This window comes from Ramlibacter tataouinensis, assembly GCF_001580455.1.
GTDB classification, from domain to species: domain Bacteria; phylum Pseudomonadota; class Gammaproteobacteria; order Burkholderiales; family Burkholderiaceae_C; genus Ramlibacter; species Ramlibacter tataouinensis_B.
Genome location: NZ_CP010951.1, coordinates 4847114 through 4864715, shown reverse-complemented (window position 1 = coordinate 4864715; position 17602 = coordinate 4847114). Strand labels below are relative to the sequence as shown.

The 17602-nt window shown below is 68.1% G+C and carries 16 protein-coding genes and 1 pseudogene; 11 read left to right on the top strand and 6 right to left on the bottom strand.

Annotation, left to right across the window (positions count from 1 at the left end):
- The first annotated feature begins 7 nt into the window (after positions 1–7).
- The 11 genes and pseudogenes from pcaF (at position 8) to paaZ (ending at position 11517) form a co-directional block, all read left to right on the top strand.
- Positions 8–1216, top strand: coding sequence for a 3-oxoadipyl-CoA thiolase (pcaF, locus tag UC35_RS22640; RefSeq protein WP_061503556.1), 1209 nt, complete (start codon positions 8–10; stop codon positions 1214–1216).
- An 87-nt stretch (positions 1217–1303) separates the two neighbouring features.
- Entirely contained in the window at positions 1304–2431 is a 1128-nt protein-coding gene (locus UC35_RS22635; RefSeq protein WP_227820413.1) for an ABC transporter substrate-binding protein, read from the top strand.
- 66 nt (positions 2432–2497) lie between these two features.
- Entirely contained in the window at positions 2498–3523 is a 1026-nt protein-coding gene (locus tag UC35_RS22630) for a ferritin-like domain-containing protein (protein WP_061503554.1), read from the top strand.
- Positions 3524–3541: 18 nt separating this feature from the next.
- Positions 3542–4600 carry a 2Fe-2S iron-sulfur cluster-binding protein gene (locus tag UC35_RS22625; RefSeq protein ID WP_061503553.1) on the top strand — a complete coding sequence of 353 codons (1059 nt, stop codon included), beginning with the start codon at positions 3542–3544 and terminating at the stop codon, positions 4598–4600.
- A gap of 15 nt (positions 4601–4615) precedes the next feature.
- Positions 4616–5488 carry a branched-chain amino acid ABC transporter permease gene (locus UC35_RS22620; RefSeq protein WP_061503552.1) on the top strand — a complete coding sequence of 291 codons (873 nt, stop codon included), beginning with the start codon at positions 4616–4618 and terminating at the stop codon, positions 5486–5488.
- A complete protein-coding gene (locus UC35_RS22615; protein WP_061503551.1) occupies positions 5485–6423 on the top strand; it encodes a branched-chain amino acid ABC transporter permease in 939 nt (312 codons plus the stop codon). The genes UC35_RS22620 and UC35_RS22615 overlap by 4 nt, the downstream gene beginning before the upstream one ends.
- Entirely contained in the window at positions 6423–7178 is a 756-nt protein-coding gene (locus tag UC35_RS22610) for an ABC transporter ATP-binding protein (RefSeq protein ID WP_061503550.1), read from the top strand. Before UC35_RS22615 ends, UC35_RS22610 begins: the two co-directional genes overlap by 1 nt.
- Positions 7179–7239: 61 nt before the next feature.
- A pseudogene (locus UC35_RS24345) lies at positions 7240–7668 on the top strand (hemerythrin domain-containing protein); the annotation flags it as partial.
- Positions 7669–7890: 222 nt separating this feature from the next.
- The gene (locus UC35_RS24340; RefSeq protein ID WP_227820583.1) at positions 7891–8592 is read left to right on the top strand and encodes an ABC transporter ATP-binding protein; all 702 of its coding nucleotides are present in this window, start codon (positions 7891–7893) and stop codon (positions 8590–8592) included.
- 16 nt (positions 8593–8608) lie between these two features.
- Positions 8609–9406 carry an enoyl-CoA hydratase-related protein gene (locus UC35_RS22600; protein ID WP_061503549.1) on the top strand — a complete coding sequence of 266 codons (798 nt, stop codon included), beginning with the start codon at positions 8609–8611 and terminating at the stop codon, positions 9404–9406.
- 41 nt (positions 9407–9447) lie between these two features.
- Complete coding sequence (gene paaZ / locus UC35_RS22595; RefSeq protein ID WP_061503548.1) at positions 9448–11517, top strand: phenylacetic acid degradation bifunctional protein PaaZ; 2070 nt, start codon at positions 9448–9450, stop codon at positions 11515–11517.
- On the opposite strand, the gene UC35_RS22590 is transcribed toward paaZ, so the two are convergent.
- From UC35_RS22590 to UC35_RS22565, 6 genes are all read right to left on the bottom strand, one after another.
- Positions 11486–11878: an STAS/SEC14 domain-containing protein gene (locus tag UC35_RS22590; RefSeq protein ID WP_061503547.1), complete on the bottom strand. Its 393-nt coding sequence runs from the start codon at positions 11876–11878 to the stop codon at positions 11486–11488. The genes paaZ and UC35_RS22590 overlap by 32 nt on opposite strands.
- A 72-nt stretch (positions 11879–11950) precedes the next feature.
- Positions 11951–12463 (bottom strand): hypothetical protein, encoded by a 513-nt coding sequence (locus tag UC35_RS22585; protein ID WP_061503546.1) that lies wholly within the window; start codon positions 12461–12463, stop codon positions 11951–11953.
- On the bottom strand, positions 12463–14379 hold the full coding sequence (locus tag UC35_RS22580; protein ID WP_061503545.1) for an ABC-F family ATP-binding cassette domain-containing protein: 1917 nt from the start codon (positions 14377–14379) through the stop codon (positions 12463–12465). Before UC35_RS22580 ends, UC35_RS22585 begins: the two co-directional genes overlap by 1 nt.
- 51 nt (positions 14380–14430) lie before the next feature.
- Positions 14431–15291 carry a 50S ribosomal protein L3 N(5)-glutamine methyltransferase gene (gene prmB / locus UC35_RS22575; RefSeq protein ID WP_061503544.1) on the bottom strand — a complete coding sequence of 287 codons (861 nt, stop codon included), beginning with the start codon at positions 15289–15291 and terminating at the stop codon, positions 14431–14433.
- A complete protein-coding gene (gene dapE, locus UC35_RS22570; protein ID WP_061503543.1) occupies positions 15288–16430 on the bottom strand; it encodes a succinyl-diaminopimelate desuccinylase in 1143 nt (380 codons plus the stop codon). Before dapE ends, prmB begins: the two co-directional genes overlap by 4 nt.
- A gap of 13 nt (positions 16431–16443) precedes the next feature.
- Entirely contained in the window at positions 16444–17601 is a 1158-nt protein-coding gene (locus UC35_RS22565) for a PilT/PilU family type 4a pilus ATPase (RefSeq protein WP_061503542.1), read from the bottom strand.
- Position 17602: the final 1 nt, after the last annotated feature.

The window sequence follows — 17602 nt, the reverse complement described above, 5'->3', positions numbered from 1 at the left end:
AATCGTCATGACCCAGCAAGCTTTCATCTGCGACGCCATCCGCACTCCCTTCGGCCGCTACGGCGGTGCGCTCTCCACGGTGCGCACCGACGACCTGGGCGCGATCCCGATCAAGGCTTTGGTCGAGCGCAATGCCAAGGTGGATTGGTCCGCCGTGGACGACCTGATCTACGGCTGCGCCAACCAGGCCGGCGAGGACAACCGCAACGTGGGCCGCATGGCGGCGTTGCTGGCGGGCCTGCCGGTGGATGTGCCGGCCAACACGCTGAACCGGCTGTGCGGCTCCAGCCTCGATGCGGTGGGCACCGCCGCGCGCGCCATCAAGGCCGGCGAGGCGCACCTGGTGATCGCCGGCGGTGTGGAGAGCATGACCCGCGCGCCTTTCGTCATGGGCAAGGCGGACAGCGCGTTCTCTCGCACGGCCAGGGTCGAGGACACCACCATCGGCTGGCGCTTCGTCAACAAGCTGATGAAGGACAAGTACGGGATCGACTCGATGCCGGAAACCGCGGAGAACGTGGCGGCGGACTTCGGCATCGCGCGCGCCGACCAGGATGCGTTCGCGCTGCGCAGCCAGCAACGCTGGGCGCGCGCCCAGCAGCAGGGCCTGTTCGCGCGCGAGATCGTGCCGGTGATGGTGGCGCAGAAGAAGGGCGATCCCAAGGCCTTCGAGGTGGACGAGCATCCGCGGCCCGAAACCACGATCGAGATGCTGGCCAGGCTCAAGGGCGTGGTCCGGCCCGACGGGAGCGTGACCGCGGGCAATGCGTCCGGCGTGAACGACGGCGCCTGCGCCGTGCTGCTGGCGAGCGAAGCCGCGGCCGGCCGCCACGGCCTGAAGCCGCGCGCCCGCGTGCTGGGCATGGCGGTGGCGGGTCTCGCGCCTCGCATCATGGGTTTCGGTCCGTCGCCGGCGACGAAGAAGGTCCTGGCCCTCACCGGCCTGAAGCTGGACCAGATGGACGTGATCGAACTGAACGAAGCCTTCGCGGCGCAGGCGCTGGCGGTGACGCGCGACCTCGGGCTGCCGGACGACGCCGCCCAAGTCAACGCATGGGGCGGCGCCATCGCCATCGGCCACCCGCTGGGCGCCTCGGGCGCCCGGCTGGTGATCACGGCATTGAACCAGCTCGAGCGCAATGTCGGCCGCTACGCGCTTTGCACCATGTGCATCGGCGTAGGCCAGGGCATCGCGCTGGTCATCGAACGTGTTTGAAGTATTGAAAGTCCTCATCGCGCAACGCGCATCTATCAACCACCACAAGGAGACTTCATGAAGAGCACCAGGAGAATTTGGATGGGCATGGCCGGTTCCCTGCTGGCGTCGTTCGCGCTCGGCGCGGCGGCCCAGGGCAACGCCCCGATCAAGGTCGGTTCCGTCCTCTCGGTCACCGGACCGGCAGCCTTCCTCGGCGAGCCGGAACTCAAGACGCTGCAACTGCAGGTCGAGCGCCTGAATGCGGCGGGCGGCGTGCTGGGCCGCAAGATCGAATTCATCCACTACGACGACGGCGGTGAGGCCGGCAAGGCCAACGCCTTCGCCAAGCGCCTGCTCGAGTCGGACAAGGTCGACATCATCCTGGGCGCCTCGACCACGGGCGCGACCATGGCCATGGCGCCGCTGGTGGAGAAGGCCGGCGTGCCGCTGATTTCGCTGGCTGGCGGCGTGGTGATCGTCGAGCCCGTCAAGAAGTGGTTGTTCAAGACACCGCACAGCGACCGCATGGCGGTGGAGAAGGTCTTCACCGACATGAAGGCGCGCAACCTGACCAAGATCGGCCTGCTGTCCGAGACCAGCGGCTTCGGCCAGTCGGGCCGCAAGGAAGCGCAGGCGGTCGCGTCCAAGTACGGCATCGAGCTGGTCGCCGACGAGACTTACGGTCCCAAGGATTCCGACATCACGGCGCAGTTGACCAAGATCAAGAACACAGCGGGCGTGCAGGCCGTGTTCGTGTTCGGCCTGGGCCAGGGCCCGGCGGTGGCGGCCAAGAACATCGCGCAGCTGGGCATCAAGCTGCCGCACTACCAGTCGCACGGCGTGGCGTCCGACGAGTTCATCAAGCTCGCCGGCACCGCGGCCGAAGGCGTGCGCCTGCCGTCGCCGGCGCTGCTGATCGCCAACACGCTGCCGGCCAACGACCCGCAGAAGGGCCCGGTCAGCACCTACTACAAGGCCTACAAGGACAAGTACAAGGAAGAGCCTTCCACCTTCGGCGGCTACGCCCAGGACGCGCTCGCGCTGGCCATGGACGCGATCAAGCGCGCCGGCTCGACCGACGGCGAGAAGGTGCGCGCCGCGCTGGAGCAAACCAAGGGATTCGTCGGTGTGACGGGCGTGTTCAACATGTCCGCCACCGACCACATGGGCCTCGACCTCTCGGCGTTCCGCCTGCTCGAGATCAAGGGCGGTGAATGGGTCACCGTCAAGTAGCCAAGTAGTCCTGTCCGGGCCGAGTCCCATCGGCCCTTTTTTTTCCGCAACGTGGAGATGATTTGAATGGGTAAGCACGAACAACTGGCGCGCCGCATGGCGCTTCCGCCCGCCATTGAGCAGCCGAACGTCTATCCGCTGTCCTGGCACGCGCATACGGCCAAGCTGGAAGAGGTCTGGGACGCCGCCCAGCGCGAATACTGGGACCCGAAGAAGCTGGATTGGGCCAGCTTCGACGTGAGCCGCTACAGCTGGGAAGAGCGGGAAGCCATCGCGTACTGGTGGACCATCCTGTCGGTGTTCGACGCCTCGGCGCCGCCGGTGTTCGCCGCTGCCCTGATCAAGACCTACGAAGCCCACGAGGAAGACCCGGTTCGCCGCTGCTTCTTCTCGGTCACGCGCGACGAGCAGAACCACGAGCAGGTCTGCGGCCTGGCAATCACCAAGCTGCTGGAGCACGCCGACCCGCTGACCTACGTGCCCAAGACCGAGATCGGCCGCAAGGCGCAGCGCAACGCGCAGTGGCTCTACTACAACGGCGCCCGCTACTGGGCCGGCTACAAGAACGCCGTGCCCAAGTACAGCCTGGCCGTGCTGTTCAGCTCATTCCTGATGGGCGAGATCGCCGCCGCGACCATCTTCCACCAGATGGCCGCCAAGTGCACCGAGCCCGTGTTCAAGGAAGCCTTCCGCAACATCGGCCGCGACGAAGGCCGCCACATGGCGATCTGCATGCAGCTGATGGAGCGCGACTACCCGAAGATGGACCTGTCCGACAAGCCGTTGATCACCAAGCAGATCCGCGCCGGCTACCTGTTCCTGTCGGGGGTGCTGTTCGAGCCGCCGGAGGACTTCTGGGACATCCCGGCAGACTTCGTCGCCTTCCAGCGCGAGATTGAGGCCGTGGCGCGCAAGGCCGGCTTCCACATTCCCGAGTACGAAGCCAAGAAGGAGAACTGGCGCAGCGCCATGCTCAACCTCAAGGGCGTGCTGGACAAGTACGGCATCGCCTTCCCGGCCATCCCCGAGGTGGGCATCACCGGTCAGGAAGTCAGTGACGCCGACATGGTCGACATCATCCCGGTGTTCTAAGAGGTCCAAGAGGTCACCATGAGCTGTATCCGCCTGCATCCCTCGGGCCATGTGGTGGAGGCGCCGCAAGGCGCCACCGTCCTCGAGGCGCTCGAGAAAGCCGGCTACGCGCTGCCCAACAACTGCCGTGCCGGCGCTTGCGGGGAGTGCAAGGTCAAGGTGCTCGAAGGCCAGTACGACCAGGGCTTCGTCCTGGACATGGCCCTGGCGCCGGAAGAGCGCATGAAGGGCTTTGGCCTGATGTGCATGGCCAAGCCCGTGTCCAGCGAGCTCGTGATCGAGTGGGGCACAGCGGATGCGAAGCCCAAGCTGTTTCCCCCGCGCGAGAAGCAGCCCTATGTGGTGACCGACCGCATCGCGCGTACGCCGCGGATCATCGAGCTGCGGTTGCGCCCGACGCGCGAGGCCATGCGCTACTGGCCGGGCCAGTACGTGATGCTGGGCGATGCCGAAGCCGGCGTGCCGCTGCGCAGCTACTCGGTGGCCAACGCACCGCGCAACGACGGCGAACTGGTGCTGCAGATCACGCGCCAGGACGACGGGCGCACCAGCGCCTGGGTCCACGAGAAGCTGGTGCCGGGCGCGCGCATCGAGGTCAGCGGGCCCTACGGCACCTTCATCGGCGACCCATCCGTGGAAACGCCGGTGCTGTGCATGGCCGCGGGCTCGGGGCTGGCACCCATCCTCGCGCTGACCGAAGCGGCCCTGCGCCGCAGCTATTCCGATCCGGTGACCCTGCTGTTCTCCGCCAGCACCCAGGCCGACCTCTACGACGCCGGCATGATGTCCTGGTGGGAGGCGCGGCACCGCAACTTCCGCTACCGCCCGACGCTCACCCGTGAGCAGCCGGCCGATGCCAAGGGGCTGCACGGGCGCATTCCGGCCGTGCTGCCCACACTCTTCAAGGACCTGTCGCGCCACAGCATCTTCGTGGCCGGCTCGCCGGCTTTCGTGGATGACTGCGTGGCCGCCGCCAAGGCCCTGGGGGCCAGGCAGGACCTGATCCACACCGAGGGCTACTTCCCGCAGAATCCTCCGCAGACGCCGCCTGCCGGGCAGCTGCTCGACGTGCGTTAGGACTGCGAGGAGAACGTGTCCCAATTCCTGCAATTCCTGTTTTCCGGTGTCACCGTCGGCGCCACCTACGCGCTGGCGGCGCTCGGCTTCGCGCTGATCTACAACGCCTCCGGCGTGATCAACTTCGCCCAGGGCGAGTTCATCATGCTGGGTGGCATGTTCGCGGCGCTGTTCTATCAGTTCGGGGTGCCGCTGCCGCTGGCGATCGTGCTGGCGGTGCTGCTGGCGGCGCTGGCGGGCGTGCTGGTGGAGAAGCTGGCGATCGAGCCGGCGGGCAATGCCGAAGTCGTCTCGCTGATCATCATCACCATCGGCGCCTCGCTCACCATCCGCGGGCTGGTGCAGGTCTTCATGGGCAAGGGCACGCGCTCCCTGCCGGCTTTCTCGGGCGACACGCCGCTGGCGGTGCTCGGAGCCACGCTGCTGCCGCAAAGCCTGTGGGCGATCGGCGTCACGGCCGTGGTGGTCGCGGTGCTGGCCTGGTTCTTCGGCCGCACGGTGGTGGGCAAGGCCATGCTGGCCACCGCCTACAACAAGCTGGCGGCGCAGCTGGTGGGGGTGAACACGCGGTTCATCCTGCTGCTGTCCTTCGTGCTGTCGGCCACGCTGGGCGCGGTGGGCGGCATCCTGGTCGCGCCGATCAACTACACCAGCTACGACGTGGGCATCATGCTGGGCCTCAAGGGCTTCGTCGCCGCCACCCTCGGCGGCCTGGGCAGCGGCCTGGGCGCCGTGGTCGGCGGCCTGCTGCTCGGCGTGGTGGAATCGATGACGGCGGGCTACGTCTCCTCGGCCTACAAGGACGCCACGCCCTTCGTGCTGATCCTGCTGATCCTGTTCTTCCGGCCCCAGGGCCTGTTCGGCAAGAAGGGCACGGACCGCGTATGAACTATCTGAAATCGCACCCCGGGCTGGTGATCCTGGCCGCCGTGCTGCTGGTGCTGCCGTTCGCGCTGCCCAACGCCTACGCTTTCGACGTCGCCATCCGCGTGGCGATCAACGCCAGCGTGGTGATCGGACTGAACCTGCTGATCGGCTACACCGGTCAGATCAGCCTGGGCCACGCCGGCTTCTTCGGCATCGGCGCCTATGCCTCCGCCATCCTCACTTCGCGCTGGGGCTGGCCGCCGCTGGCGGCGCTCGTCGCTGCCGCGGCCGGCACCGCGCTGCTGGCCTGGGTGGTGGCACGGCCGATCCTGAAACTCAAGGGCCACTACCTGGCCATGGCGACGCTGGGCCTCGGCATCATCATCTCCATCGTCATTGTCAACGAGACCGCCTGGACCGGCGGCCCGGACGGCATGCCGGTGAGCGCCTTGTCTGCGTTCGGCAAGGAACTTTCGGGCGAGCGCCCGTGGTACTGGTTGAGCGCCGGGGTGCTGCTGGTGGTGACCTGGCTCGCGCTTAACCTGATCGACTCGCCCGCCGGGCGGGCGCTGCAGGCCATCCACGGCTCGGAGGTCGCCTCGCGCGTCGTCGGCGTGGACACCAGCGCCTTCAAGGCCCGCATCTTCGTGCTGTCGGCGGCGCTGGCCAGCGTGATGGGCAGCCTCTATGCGCACTACGTGGGCTTCCTGACGCCGGGCCTCGCGGGCTTCTTCCACTCCATCGAACTGGTGACCATGGTGGTGGTGGGCGGCATGGCCTCGGTGTACGGCTGCATCTTCGGCGCGCTGATCCTGACCATGTTGCCGCAGCTGCTGTCGACGCTGGAAGGCTGGGAGACGGTGGCCTTCGGCGTGATCCTGATGCTGACCATGATCTTTCTGCCGCGCGGCCTGGTGCCGACGCTGAAGAACCGCTTCGGCCGGGGGACCTCCTGATGCTCGAGGTCAAGAACCTGACCAAGTCCTTCGGTGGCGTCGCTGCGGTGCAGGACGTGTCCTTCCGCATTTCCGAAGGCACCATCCATTCGGTGATCGGCCCCAACGGCGCGGGCAAGACCACGCTGTTCAACCTGATCACCGGGGTCTACACGCCCACCGGCGGCGAGATCCTGCTGCGCAACGAAAACGTCGCCGGCATGGCGCCCGAGCAACTGGCGCGCCGGCGCATGAGCCGCACCTTCCAAAACCTGCAGGTGTGCATGAACATGAGCGCGATCGACAACGTGATGGTCGGCGCGCACCTGCGGCTGGACCCCTCGGTGTTCACGGCCATGGTGCGCTGGCCATCGCTGCGGCGGGCCGACCGCGACTGCCGCGAAGAGGCGGCGCAGCTGATGGAATTCGTCGGGGTCGGTAAGTACATCCGTACCCACGCCAGCCAAATGCCCTATGGCGCGCTCAAGCGCCTGGAGATCGCCCGCGCGCTCGCGGCCAAGCCGCAGCTGCTGCTGCTCGATGAACCGGCGGCGGGCCTGAACACCACCGAGAAAGCGGAGATCGAAGTCCTGGTTCGAAAGGTGGCCGATTCTGGCGTCACGGTGGTGCTGGTCGAACACGACATGAAAATGGTGATGAACCTCTCGCACCACATCCTGGTGCTGGACTACGGCAAGAAGCTGGCCGAGGGCACGGCGGCGCAGGTGCGCGCCAACCCGGACGTGATCGCGGCTTACCTGGGCGCTTCGGCATGATGAGCCGCACGGCCGCTCCGAAGGCTCATGGCACCGCAGCCCGCAGGGCGAAGGTTATCCAATGAGTAGCACGACCGTCACGACGATGAGGGCGCTGGACATCATCCAGGCCGAACACCGCGGCATGTGGCGCCTCGCCACCGCGATGGATGCGCTGGCGCAGACCCTGGCGCAGCCCGCCGAACGGGCGGGCGCGATCCGGGCGATCGCGGCCATGCTCGATTACATCGACAGCTACGTCGACCGCGTGCACCACCCGAAGGAAGACCAGTACCTCTTCAGCGCCCTGGGGCGGCGTGCCAACGGCGTCGGACCGATGATCGAGCGGCTCCAGCAGGAGCATCGCGATGGGCCGCGCTACCGGGACGAGCTGCGCCAGGCGGTGCAGGCGGTGGCGGCCGACCGCGCCGCCGACGCGCAGCCGTTGGTGCAGCGCGTGGCGGCCTTCACCGAGCAGCTGCGTGCGCACATCCGGCAGGAAGAGGTCCACGTGATGCCCGAGGCGCGCAAGGTGCTGACCCCCGCCGACTGGCAGGCGATCGACGCAGCCTTCCTGGACAACGACGATCCGCTGTTCGGCGAGCGCGTGCGCGCCGAGTTCGAGGAGATCAAGGCCCGCATCATCGCGCTCACGCCGGCCCCGGTGGGCCTGGGCGGCGCCGCCCCGGCCGAGCCGGTGGTGCCGGCTGCGCCCGAAGCGCAGCGCGAGACGGTGCTGAAGCTGCGCGGCATCACCAGCCACTATGGCCGCATCCAGGCGCTGCACGGCATCGACCTGGAGGTGCGCCAGGGCCAGCTGGTGGCGCTGGTCGGCGCCAACGGTGCCGGCAAGACCACGCTGCTGCGCACCATCTCCGGCGTGCAGCCGGCCTCGGGTGGCACCATCGAGCTGTTCGGCGAAGACATCACGCGCGTGGCGCCCGACCGGCGCGTGCGCCTGGGCGTGTGCCAGGTGCCCGAAGGGCGCCAGGTTTTCGGGCCCATGAGCATCGAGGACAACCTGCGGCTGGGCGCCTACACGCGGCGCGATGCCGAGATCGCCCAGGACCTGGAGCGCATGTACGGCCTGTTCCCGATCCTCAAGGAAAAGCGCATGCTGCCCGCGGGCACGCTTTCGGGCGGGCAGCAGCAGATGCTGGCGATGGCGCGCGCGCTGATGGGCCGCCCCAAGCTGCTGCTGCTGGACGAGCCCTCCATGGGCCTGGCGCCGCTGCTGGTGGAGGAGATCTTCCGCGTGGTCAGGCGCCTCAAGGCCGAGGGCATCACCATCTTCCTGGTCGAGCAGAATGCACAGGCGGCGCTGTCGATCGCGGACATCGGCTACGTCATCGAGACCGGCCACACCATCCTGAGCGGGCCCGGGGCGCAGCTGCTGAACAATGAGCAGGTCAAGGCCGCCTACCTGGGCATGTGATCACAGGGCAAATCACATGGCAACGAACCTGGTCGTGAACCCCTACGAAGACATCGCGGTCTCGCTGCAGCCGGGCGGCGTGGTGCTGGTCGAGCTGCATCGCCCCGCGGTGCGCAATGCGCTGCGCACCGCCACGCTTGCCGAGATCGTGGATGTGCTGGACATCGTGGCCGCCGACGCGCACCTGGGCGCCGTGGTCATCACCGGCAGCGAGAAATTCTTCGCCGCCGGCGCCGACCTCAAGGAGATGGGCGCGCTCGGCCCGATCGAGCTGCTGGCCGATGGACGGCCGCGCTACTGGAAGCGCATCGCGGCCTTCCCCAAGCCGCTGCTGGCGGCCGTCAGCGGCTACGCGCTGGGCGCCGGCTGCGAGCTGGCCATGCAGGCCGACATCGTGATCGCCGGCGAGGGCGCACAGTTCGGCCAGCCGGAAATCAACCTCGGCATCATTCCCGGCGCGGGTGGCACCCAGCGGCTGGTGCGCGTGGTGGGCAAGTCGCGCGCCATGCAGATGGTGCTGTCCGGCGAACCCATCGACGCCGCCTGCGCCCTGCAATGCGGGCTGGTGTCGGAGGTCGTGCCCGATGAGCAGGTCGTGCCGCGCACGCTGGCGCTGGCCCGGCTGATCGCCGGCAAGGCCCCGCTGGCGCTGCGCGCCGCCAAGGAGGCCTTGCTCCTGTCCTACGAATCCGCGCTCACGCCGGCGCTGGAGGCCGAGCGCAAGGCCTTCGTGCTGCTGGCCGCCAGCCAGGACCGCAACGAAGGCATCGCGGCGTTCCTGGAAAAGCGCCGGCCGAACTACGAGGGCCGCTGAAGGCGCCGCCCACCCATTCTTGACATCGAAAGAGATCCGTCATGCAAACATCCGCCCCCACGCTGCAAAGCTTCATCGCCGGCCGCTGGATCGGCCAGCAGGCCGCCGGCGCCCTGAAGAGCGCGATCAACGGCAAGACCGTCTTTCATGCGCATGCCGATTCGATCGACTTCGCCGAGGCGCTGGCGTTCGCGCGCCGCGCCGGCATCAAGTCGCTGCTGGCCATGGACTTCCAGCAGCGCGCGGCGCGCCTGAAGGCGATGGCTGCGTACCTGATCGAGCACAAGGAAAAGCTGTATGCGATCTCGCATCACACCGGTGCGACGCGCGCGGACAGCTGGATCGACATCGAGGGTGGATCCGGCACGCTGTTCGCCTATGCCGGCGTCGGCGCAGGCGAGCTGCCCTCGGGCAACATCGTGCATGAGGGCCCGGCGGTGCCGCTGGGCAAGAAGGGCAGTTTCGCCGGCACCCATATCCTGGTGCCGCGCGGCGGCGTGGCGGTGCACATCAACGCCTTCAACTTCCCGATCTGGGGCCTGCTGGAGAAATTCGCGCCGACCTTCCTCGCTGGCATGCCCTGCATTGCGAAGCCGGCGACGGCGACCAGCTACCTCACCGAAGCGATGGTGCGCCTGTTGAACGAATCGGGCCTGCTGCCCGAAGGCGCGCTGCAGCTGGTGATCGGCAGCACCGGCGACCTGCTGGACCGGCTGGACGGCCAGGACGTGGTGACCTTCACCGGGTCGGCCGACACCGCGGCGCGCCTGCGCGCCAACCCCAACCTGATCGCGCGAAGCGTGCCCTTCAATGCCGAGGCCGATTCGCTCAACTGCGCCATCCTCGCTTCCGATGTCACGCCGGACGACGAGGAATTCGACCTGTTCGTCAAGGAGGTGGCGCGCGAGATGTCGGTGAAGGCCGGGCAGAAGTGCACCGCGATCCGCCGAGCCATCGTGCCGCGCAAGCACCTGGACGCGGTGGCCGAGCGCCTGGCCGCGCGCCTGGCCAAGATCGCCGTGGGCGACCCCTCGGTGGAAGGCGTCAAGATGGGCGCGCTGGCGAGCAAGGCGCAGCAGGCCGACGTGGCCGAGCGCGTGGCGCTGCTGTGCACGGGCAACGAGATCGTCTTCGGCGACAAGAGCGGCTTCAAGCCGATGGGCGAGGGCACGGCCGAAGGTTCCTTCTTCGCGCCCACGCTGCTGCTGTGCCGCGACGGCGCGGCCAACTCGGCGGTGCATGACGTGGAAGCCTTCGGCCCGGTGAGCACCCTGATGCCCTACGACGACATCGAGCAGGCCATCGAGCTGTCCGCGCGCGGCAAAGGCAGCCTGGTGAGCACGCTGGTCACGCGCGATCCGGGCGTGGCGGCCAAGGTCGTTCCCGCCATCGCGGCCTGGCACGGCCGCGTGCACATCCTGGACCGCGAAGCGGCCGGCGAATCCACCGGGCACGGCTCGCCGCTGCCCCTGCTCAAGCACGGCGGCCCCGGCCGGGCCGGCGGCGGCGAGGAACTGGGCGGCGTGCGCGCCGTCAAGCACTACCTGCAGCGCGCGGCGGTGCAGGGCTCGCCCACCATGCTGACGGCGGTGACCGGCGAGTACGTGCGCGGCGCCCGCGTGCAGGAGGCAGACCTGCATCCCTTCCGCAAATGGTTCGACGACCTGTCGGTCGGCGATTCGCTGCTCACGCACCGCCGCACCGTGACCGACGCCGACATCGTGGCCTTCGGCGGCATCTCCGGCGACTACTTCTACATGCACTTCGACGAGATCGCCGCCAGGGAGTCACCCTTCGGCAAGCGCATCGCGCACGGTTATTTCGTGCTGTCGGCGGCGGCGGGGCTGTTCGTTTCGCCGGCCAAGGGACCGGTGTTGGCCAACTACGGCCTGGACACACTGCGTTTCGTCAAGCCGGTGGGCATCGGCGACACCATCCAGGCCCGTCTGACCTGCAAGCGCAAGATCGACCGTCCGGCGAAGAAGGACCAGCCCGCACAGGGGGTGGTCGCGTGGGACGTGCAGGTGACCAATCAGGACGGCGAGATGGTGGCCAGCTACGACATCCTGACACTGGTGCTCAAGCGTCCGACAGCTCAGCAGGCCGGCTGAGCTCGTTGCTGTGGATCCAGGCCGTCGCTTGCTCGATGCAGGTGAAGGCGCGCAGGCGTGCGCCGGTTTTCCGCGCGGCCTTCTCGCTGATGCCGCTGCGAACCTCCGGCGTCACCACGGTGGCCACTTTCTCCAGGTTGCGCACGTTCTCGCCCACGAAGGTGCCCAGCTGCAGGTGCTCGGTGAAGGCCAGCGAGGTCTCCATGCTCCGCAGGTCGAGCAGGCATCTGCGGTAGCGCGTGCCCGCGCAAACGGTGGCAGCCAGGGAGACCACCCCTTGGTGATCGGCCAGGCTCGCCGTGCCGGAAACTTCCACGAGCAGGTAAGGCAGCCCGTGGTGGATAGTCAGCTGAAGAGGCATGGGGCGAAGTCTAAGGTTGACGTTCGACGCGTTCCAGCACGCCAAAGGTAAAAGTGCCTTTCGTCATGCGGGTCAATCCGGCTTGCCGGAACGTGCCGGCGCGGGTAACGCGAGACCCGCTTCGCGCACGACACGCACGCAATCCTTGATGTGCTCCTCGCCGAGGTAGCGCAAGGCTGTGTACCCCATCAGTGCCGACACCGCCTGTCCGGCGATCGGGACGTACTTGGCGGCCTGGCGCGCGGTGAGCCGCTTGCCCATGGCCTGGGCCATGCGGAGGATGAGGTCGCGCGTGATGAGTTTGCCCACCAGCACCGAACCCACCAAGGCCAGCGCCTTTTGCACCTTCTCGCGATCGCGTTCGGGCAGGCGGTCGAGTTGCACGGGCGTGAGGCCGAATTCCGCGTTGATCGCCGGGACCACGCGCGACAGCAAGGCCGCGTCCACCGCCCAGTCCAGCCCGGGCACGGGCACGGTGCTGGCGGCGGCGGCCACCAGCGCGCGCCGGTTCAGCAGGCGCCGGCAGCGGCGCACCGCGTCGGTCAGGGCGGCATCACCTTCGGAAAGATCGATCGCCGTAGGCATCAGCCTATGTTATCGAGCTGCTCCGTCAACTCCAGCCAGCGTTCTTCCAGGCCCTCCAGCTCTTCGGACACGGCTTTGAGGCGCCTGCCGGCATCGGCCAGTTCCGCCGGCGCGAGCCCGCCGGCCAGGCGCGATTCCAGCGCGGCCCTTTCATCCGACAGGGCGGCCATGCGCTTTTCCGACTGCTCGAGTTCGCGCTTCAATGGCCGGGCACGGGCGGCGGCCTGCTGGCGCTGCTGCGCGTCCAGCTTTCTCTGCTCCTGCGCCGAGACGGCGGCGGCGGGCGGGGCGGCTTCCTGCCGCGCGGAATCCCGCATGCGGCGAGCTTCGTCGAGCAGGTACTGCTGGTAGTCGTCCAGGTCGCCGTCGAAGGGAGCGACCGTGCCGCGGCCGACCAGCCAGAACTCGTCGCACACCGCGCGCAGCAGCGCCCGGTCGTGGCTGACCAGCATCACCGTGCCTTCGAACTCGTTGAGCGCGACCGACAGGGCCTCCCGCGTGCTCAGGTCCAGGTGGTTGGTCGGTTCGTCCAGCAGCAGCAGGTTGGGGCGCTGCCAGACGATCATCGCCAGCACCAGCCGCGCCTTCTCGCCGCCGCTCATGGTGCCCACCGCCTGCTTGACCATGTCGCCGTTGAAATTGAAGCTGCCGAGGAAGTTGCGCAGTTCCTGCTCGCGCGCCACCTCGCCGGGGCTGGCGGCGAGCTCGCGCGCCAGCCGCGTCATGTGCTGCAAGGGATCGTCCTCGGGGCGCAGCACGTCCAGCTCCTGCTGCGCGAAGTAGCCGATGGCCAGGCCCTTGCCCGTCGTGATGGTGCCGCCGAGGGCGGGGATCTGCTGCGCGATGGTCTTGACCAGGGTGGACTTGCCCTGGCCGTTGGCGCCCAGGATGCCGATGCGCTGGCCGGCGAGCACCGAGCGGTTCACGCCGCGCAGGATCTCCGTGTCGCCGTAACCGTAGGAGCCATCCCGGATCGCCAGCATCGGGTTCGGCAGGCTCGCCGGCTCCTTGAACTCGAATGTGAATTCGGCGTCGGCCAGCACCGGCGCGATCTTCTCCATGCGCTCCAGCGCCTTCACGCGGCTTTGCGCCTGGCGGGCCTTGGTCGCCTTGGCCTTGAAGCGGTCGATGAACTTCTGCAGGTGGGCGATCTTTTCCTGCTGCCGCTCGAAGGAGGCCTGCTGCAGCGCCAGCTGCTGGGCGCGCAGGGTCTCGAAAGCGCTGTAGTTGCCGGCGTAGCGGGTGAGCTGCTGCCGCTCGATGTGCACCGTGACATCGGTCACCGCGTCTAGGAATTCGCGGTCGTGGCTGATCACCACCAGCGTGCCGGGGTAGCGCTTGAGCCAGGCCTCCAGCCAGACCAGCGCATCCAGGTCCAGGTGGTTGGTCGGCTCGTCCAGCAGCAGCAGGTCCGACGGGCACATGAGCGCGCGCGCCAGCTGCAGGCGCATGCGCCAGCCGCCGGAAAAGCTGTTGACCGGCTGGTCGAGCTCGTTCGACTTGAAGCCCAGCCCCAGGATCAGGGCCTGCGCCCGCGGCATCGCGTCGTGCTCGCCGGCATCGGCCAGGTCAGTGTGTGCGTGGGCGATGGCCATGCCGTCGCCGCTTTCCTCGGCGCGCGTGAGTTCGGCGCGCAACTGGACCAGGCGGGTGTCGCCGGCCAGCACGAAGCCGGTCGCTGACTCCTCGGTTTCCGGCATGTGCTGGGCCACCTGCGCGAGCCGCCACTGCGAGGGCATGGCGAAATCGCCGTTGTCCTCGTGCAGCGATCCGTCGACCAGCGCGAACAGCGTGGACTTGCCGGCGCCGTTGCGGCCGACCAGGGCGACCTTCTCGCCGGGATTGAGGACCAGCGAGACTTTGTCGAGGACGACCTTGGCGCCGCGGCGCAGGGTCAGGTTTTTGAGAGTGATCATGAAATGGCTTGGCGCGGCCGGGCCGCTGCGCGGGCGCGGCGCCGCGGGAAATCAGGCCAGATTGTCGCGGGTCAGCAGCAGCACCTGGTCTTCGCCGGCGCTGGTTTCCAGCCACACGGCCGCCAGGGTGGGAAAGGCCGCCTCGAAATGGCTTCGTTCGTTGCCGATCTCGAGCACGAGAACGCCATGCTCGGTCATCCGGGAGGGCGCGTCGCGCAGCATGCGGCGGATGAAATCCATGCCGTCGTCGCCGCCCGCCAGCGCCAGCGCCGGCTCGGCGCGGTATTCCGCCGGCAGGGCCGCCATGCTGTGCGCGTTGACGTACGGGGGGTTGCACAGGATCAGGTCGTAGGGCCCCGGCGCCGCCGCCAGCCCGTCCGATTCGATCAGGCGGATGCGCCCGGCCAGGCCGTGGCGGTCGACGTTGATGCGCGCCACCTCCAGCGCCGGCTTCGAGATGTCGGCCGCGTCGACCTCGACCTCGGGGTAGGTCATGGCCGCCAGCACCGCCAGGCTGCCGTTGCCGGTGCACAGGTCCAGCACGCGGCGGGTGCGGTCCGACAGCCAGGGGTCGATGGAGCCGTCGGCGACTAATTCGGCAATGAAGCTGCGCGGCACGATGCTCCGCTCATCGACATAGAAGGGGATGCCCTGCAGCCAGGCTTCGCGGGTCAGGTAGGCCGCCGGCTTGCGCGTGGCGATGCGTTCGGCGATGAGCGCCTCGACGCCCGCGAGTTGCTGCGGCGACACCGCCACGCCGGCGGCGCCGTCCAGATCATGAAGCGGCAGGCCGAGCCGCCACAGCACCAGCCACGCCGCCTCGTCGAAGGCGTTGCTGGTGCCATGGCCGAAAGCCACGCCCGCGCCGTCCAGTTGCGCGGCGCATCGCTCGACCAGTTCGATGACGGTCATGCGTTCAGCAGTTCAATCGTGCGGCGGTAGATGTTCTTCAGCGGCTCGATGTCGGCCACGCGCACATGCTCGTCGATCTTGTGGATGCTGGCGTTGACGGGGCCGAACTCGATCACCTGCGGGCAGATGCGCGAGATGAAGCGGCCGTCGCTGGTGCCACCGGTGGTGGACAGTTCGGTGTCCAGGCCGGTCTCGGCCCGGATCGACGCGCGCACCGCCTCGACCAGCTCGCCCGGCGTGGTCAGGAAGGGCAATCCGCCCACCACCCATTGGATGTCATGGTCGACGCCGTGGCGCTGCAGCACCTCCTGCACGCGCGCCTGCAGGCCCTCGGCCGTGCTTTCGCTGGAATAGCGGAAGTTGAAGTCGATCGTAACGGTGCCGGGGATCACGTTGGTGGCGCCGGTGCCGCCGTGGATGTTGCTGACCTGCCAGCTGGTGGGCGGGAAGAATTCGTTGCCGCGGTCCCACTCGGTCGCGGCCAGCTCGGCCAGCGCGGGCAGCGCCATGTGGATCGGGTTCTTCGCCAGCTGCGGGTAGGCGATATGGCCCTGCACGCCCTTGACGGTGAGCTTGGCCGACAGGGTGCCGCGCCGCCCGTTCTTGATCATGTCGCCCAGCTGTCCGACCGAGGTGGGCTCGCCGACGATGCACCAGTCCAGCCGCTCGCCCCGCGCTTTCAGGCGCTCGCACACGACCACCGTGCCGTCCACGCTGGGGCCTTCCTCGTCGCTGGTGATCAGCAGCGCCAGCGAGAGCTCGGGGTCGGGATCGGCGGCCAGGAATTCCTCCACCGCCACCACGAAGGCCGCGATCGAGGTCTTCATGTCCGCCGCGCCGCGGCCGAACAGCATGCCGTCGCGGTGCGCGGGCGTGAACGGGTCGCTGCTCCACTGCTCGAGCGGGCCGGTGGGCACCACGTCGGTGTGGCCGGCGAACACCAGTGTGCGCGGCGAACGGCCGGCGCGCCGGGCCCAGAGGTTGGTGACGCGGAAGTTGTCGGGTCCGCTGACGATGGTCTCGCACGCGAACCCCAGGGGCTTCAGGCGCGCTTCGAGGATCGCCTGGCACTGCGCGTCCTCGGGCGTGACCGAGCGGCGCGAGATGAGCTGTTCGGTAAGGTGAAGGGTCTTCGACATTGATCGCTGGCGATCAGTGCTTCACATCGAGGGTGATCTCGGTGAAGGACGGTTCGTCCTGCAGGTCTTCCTCGGAGGCACCGTCTTCGGGGCGGTCGATGTCCTTGGCCGCGAAGTCGTTCTGCAGGCGCCACTGCAGGTTGGTGGGCGAGTCGGCGTAGGCCAGGCCTTCCTTCTTGTCCACCGTGCCTTCGATGATCAGGCGGGCGATGTCCTGCTCGAAAGTCTGCGAGCCTTCCGCCATGGACTTTTCCATGGCTTCCTTGACGCCGGAGAAGTCGCCTTTCTCGATCAGCTCGGACACCAGCTTGGTGTTGAGCATCACCTCGACGGCCGGGGCGCGGCCGCCGTGCACCGTGCGCAGCAGGCGCTGCGACACGATGGCCTTGAGCGCCGCAGCCAGGTCGCCCAGCATGGTCGGACGGACTTCGACCGGGTAGAAGCTCAGGATCCGGTTCAGCGCCTGGTAGCTGTTGTTGGCGTGCATGGTGGCCAGGCACAGGTGGCCCGACTGCGCGTAGGCGATAGCCGCGGACATGGTCTCGCGGTCGCGGATTTCGCCGACCAGGATCACGTCGGGCGCCTGGCGCAGGGCGTTCTTCAGCGCCGTCTGCATCGAATGCGTGTCGCTGCCCACCTCGCGCTGGTTGACCACCGATTTCTTGTTCTTGAACAGGAATTCGACCGGGTCCTCGATGGTCAGGATGTGGCCCGAGACGCGCTCGTTGCGGTAATCCATCATCGCCGCCAGCGTGGTGCTCTTGCCGGCGCCGGTGGCGCCCACCATCAGCATGAGCCCGCGCTTTTCCATGATCAGGTCGCCCAGGATCATGGGGACGGCCAGGCTGTCCAGGGGCGGGATCTCGGTGGTGATGAAGCGGATGACGGCCGCGTAAGTGCCGCGCTGGCGCATCGCGGAGAAGCGGAAGTTGCCGACGCCCTCGATGGCCTGCGCCATGTTCAGCTCACCGGTCCGCTCCAGCTCCTCGATGCGGTTCGGCGGCAGCACCTCGGACAACAGCGCCTTGGGCGCATCGGCCGGCAGCAACTGGTTGTTGATCGGCAGGCATTGGCCGTTGATCTTGATGAGGGCTGGCGCGTGGGCGGACAGATAGACGTCCGAGGCTTTTTTCTCGCCCATCAGGCGAAGGATCCGCTCCATCGTTGACATG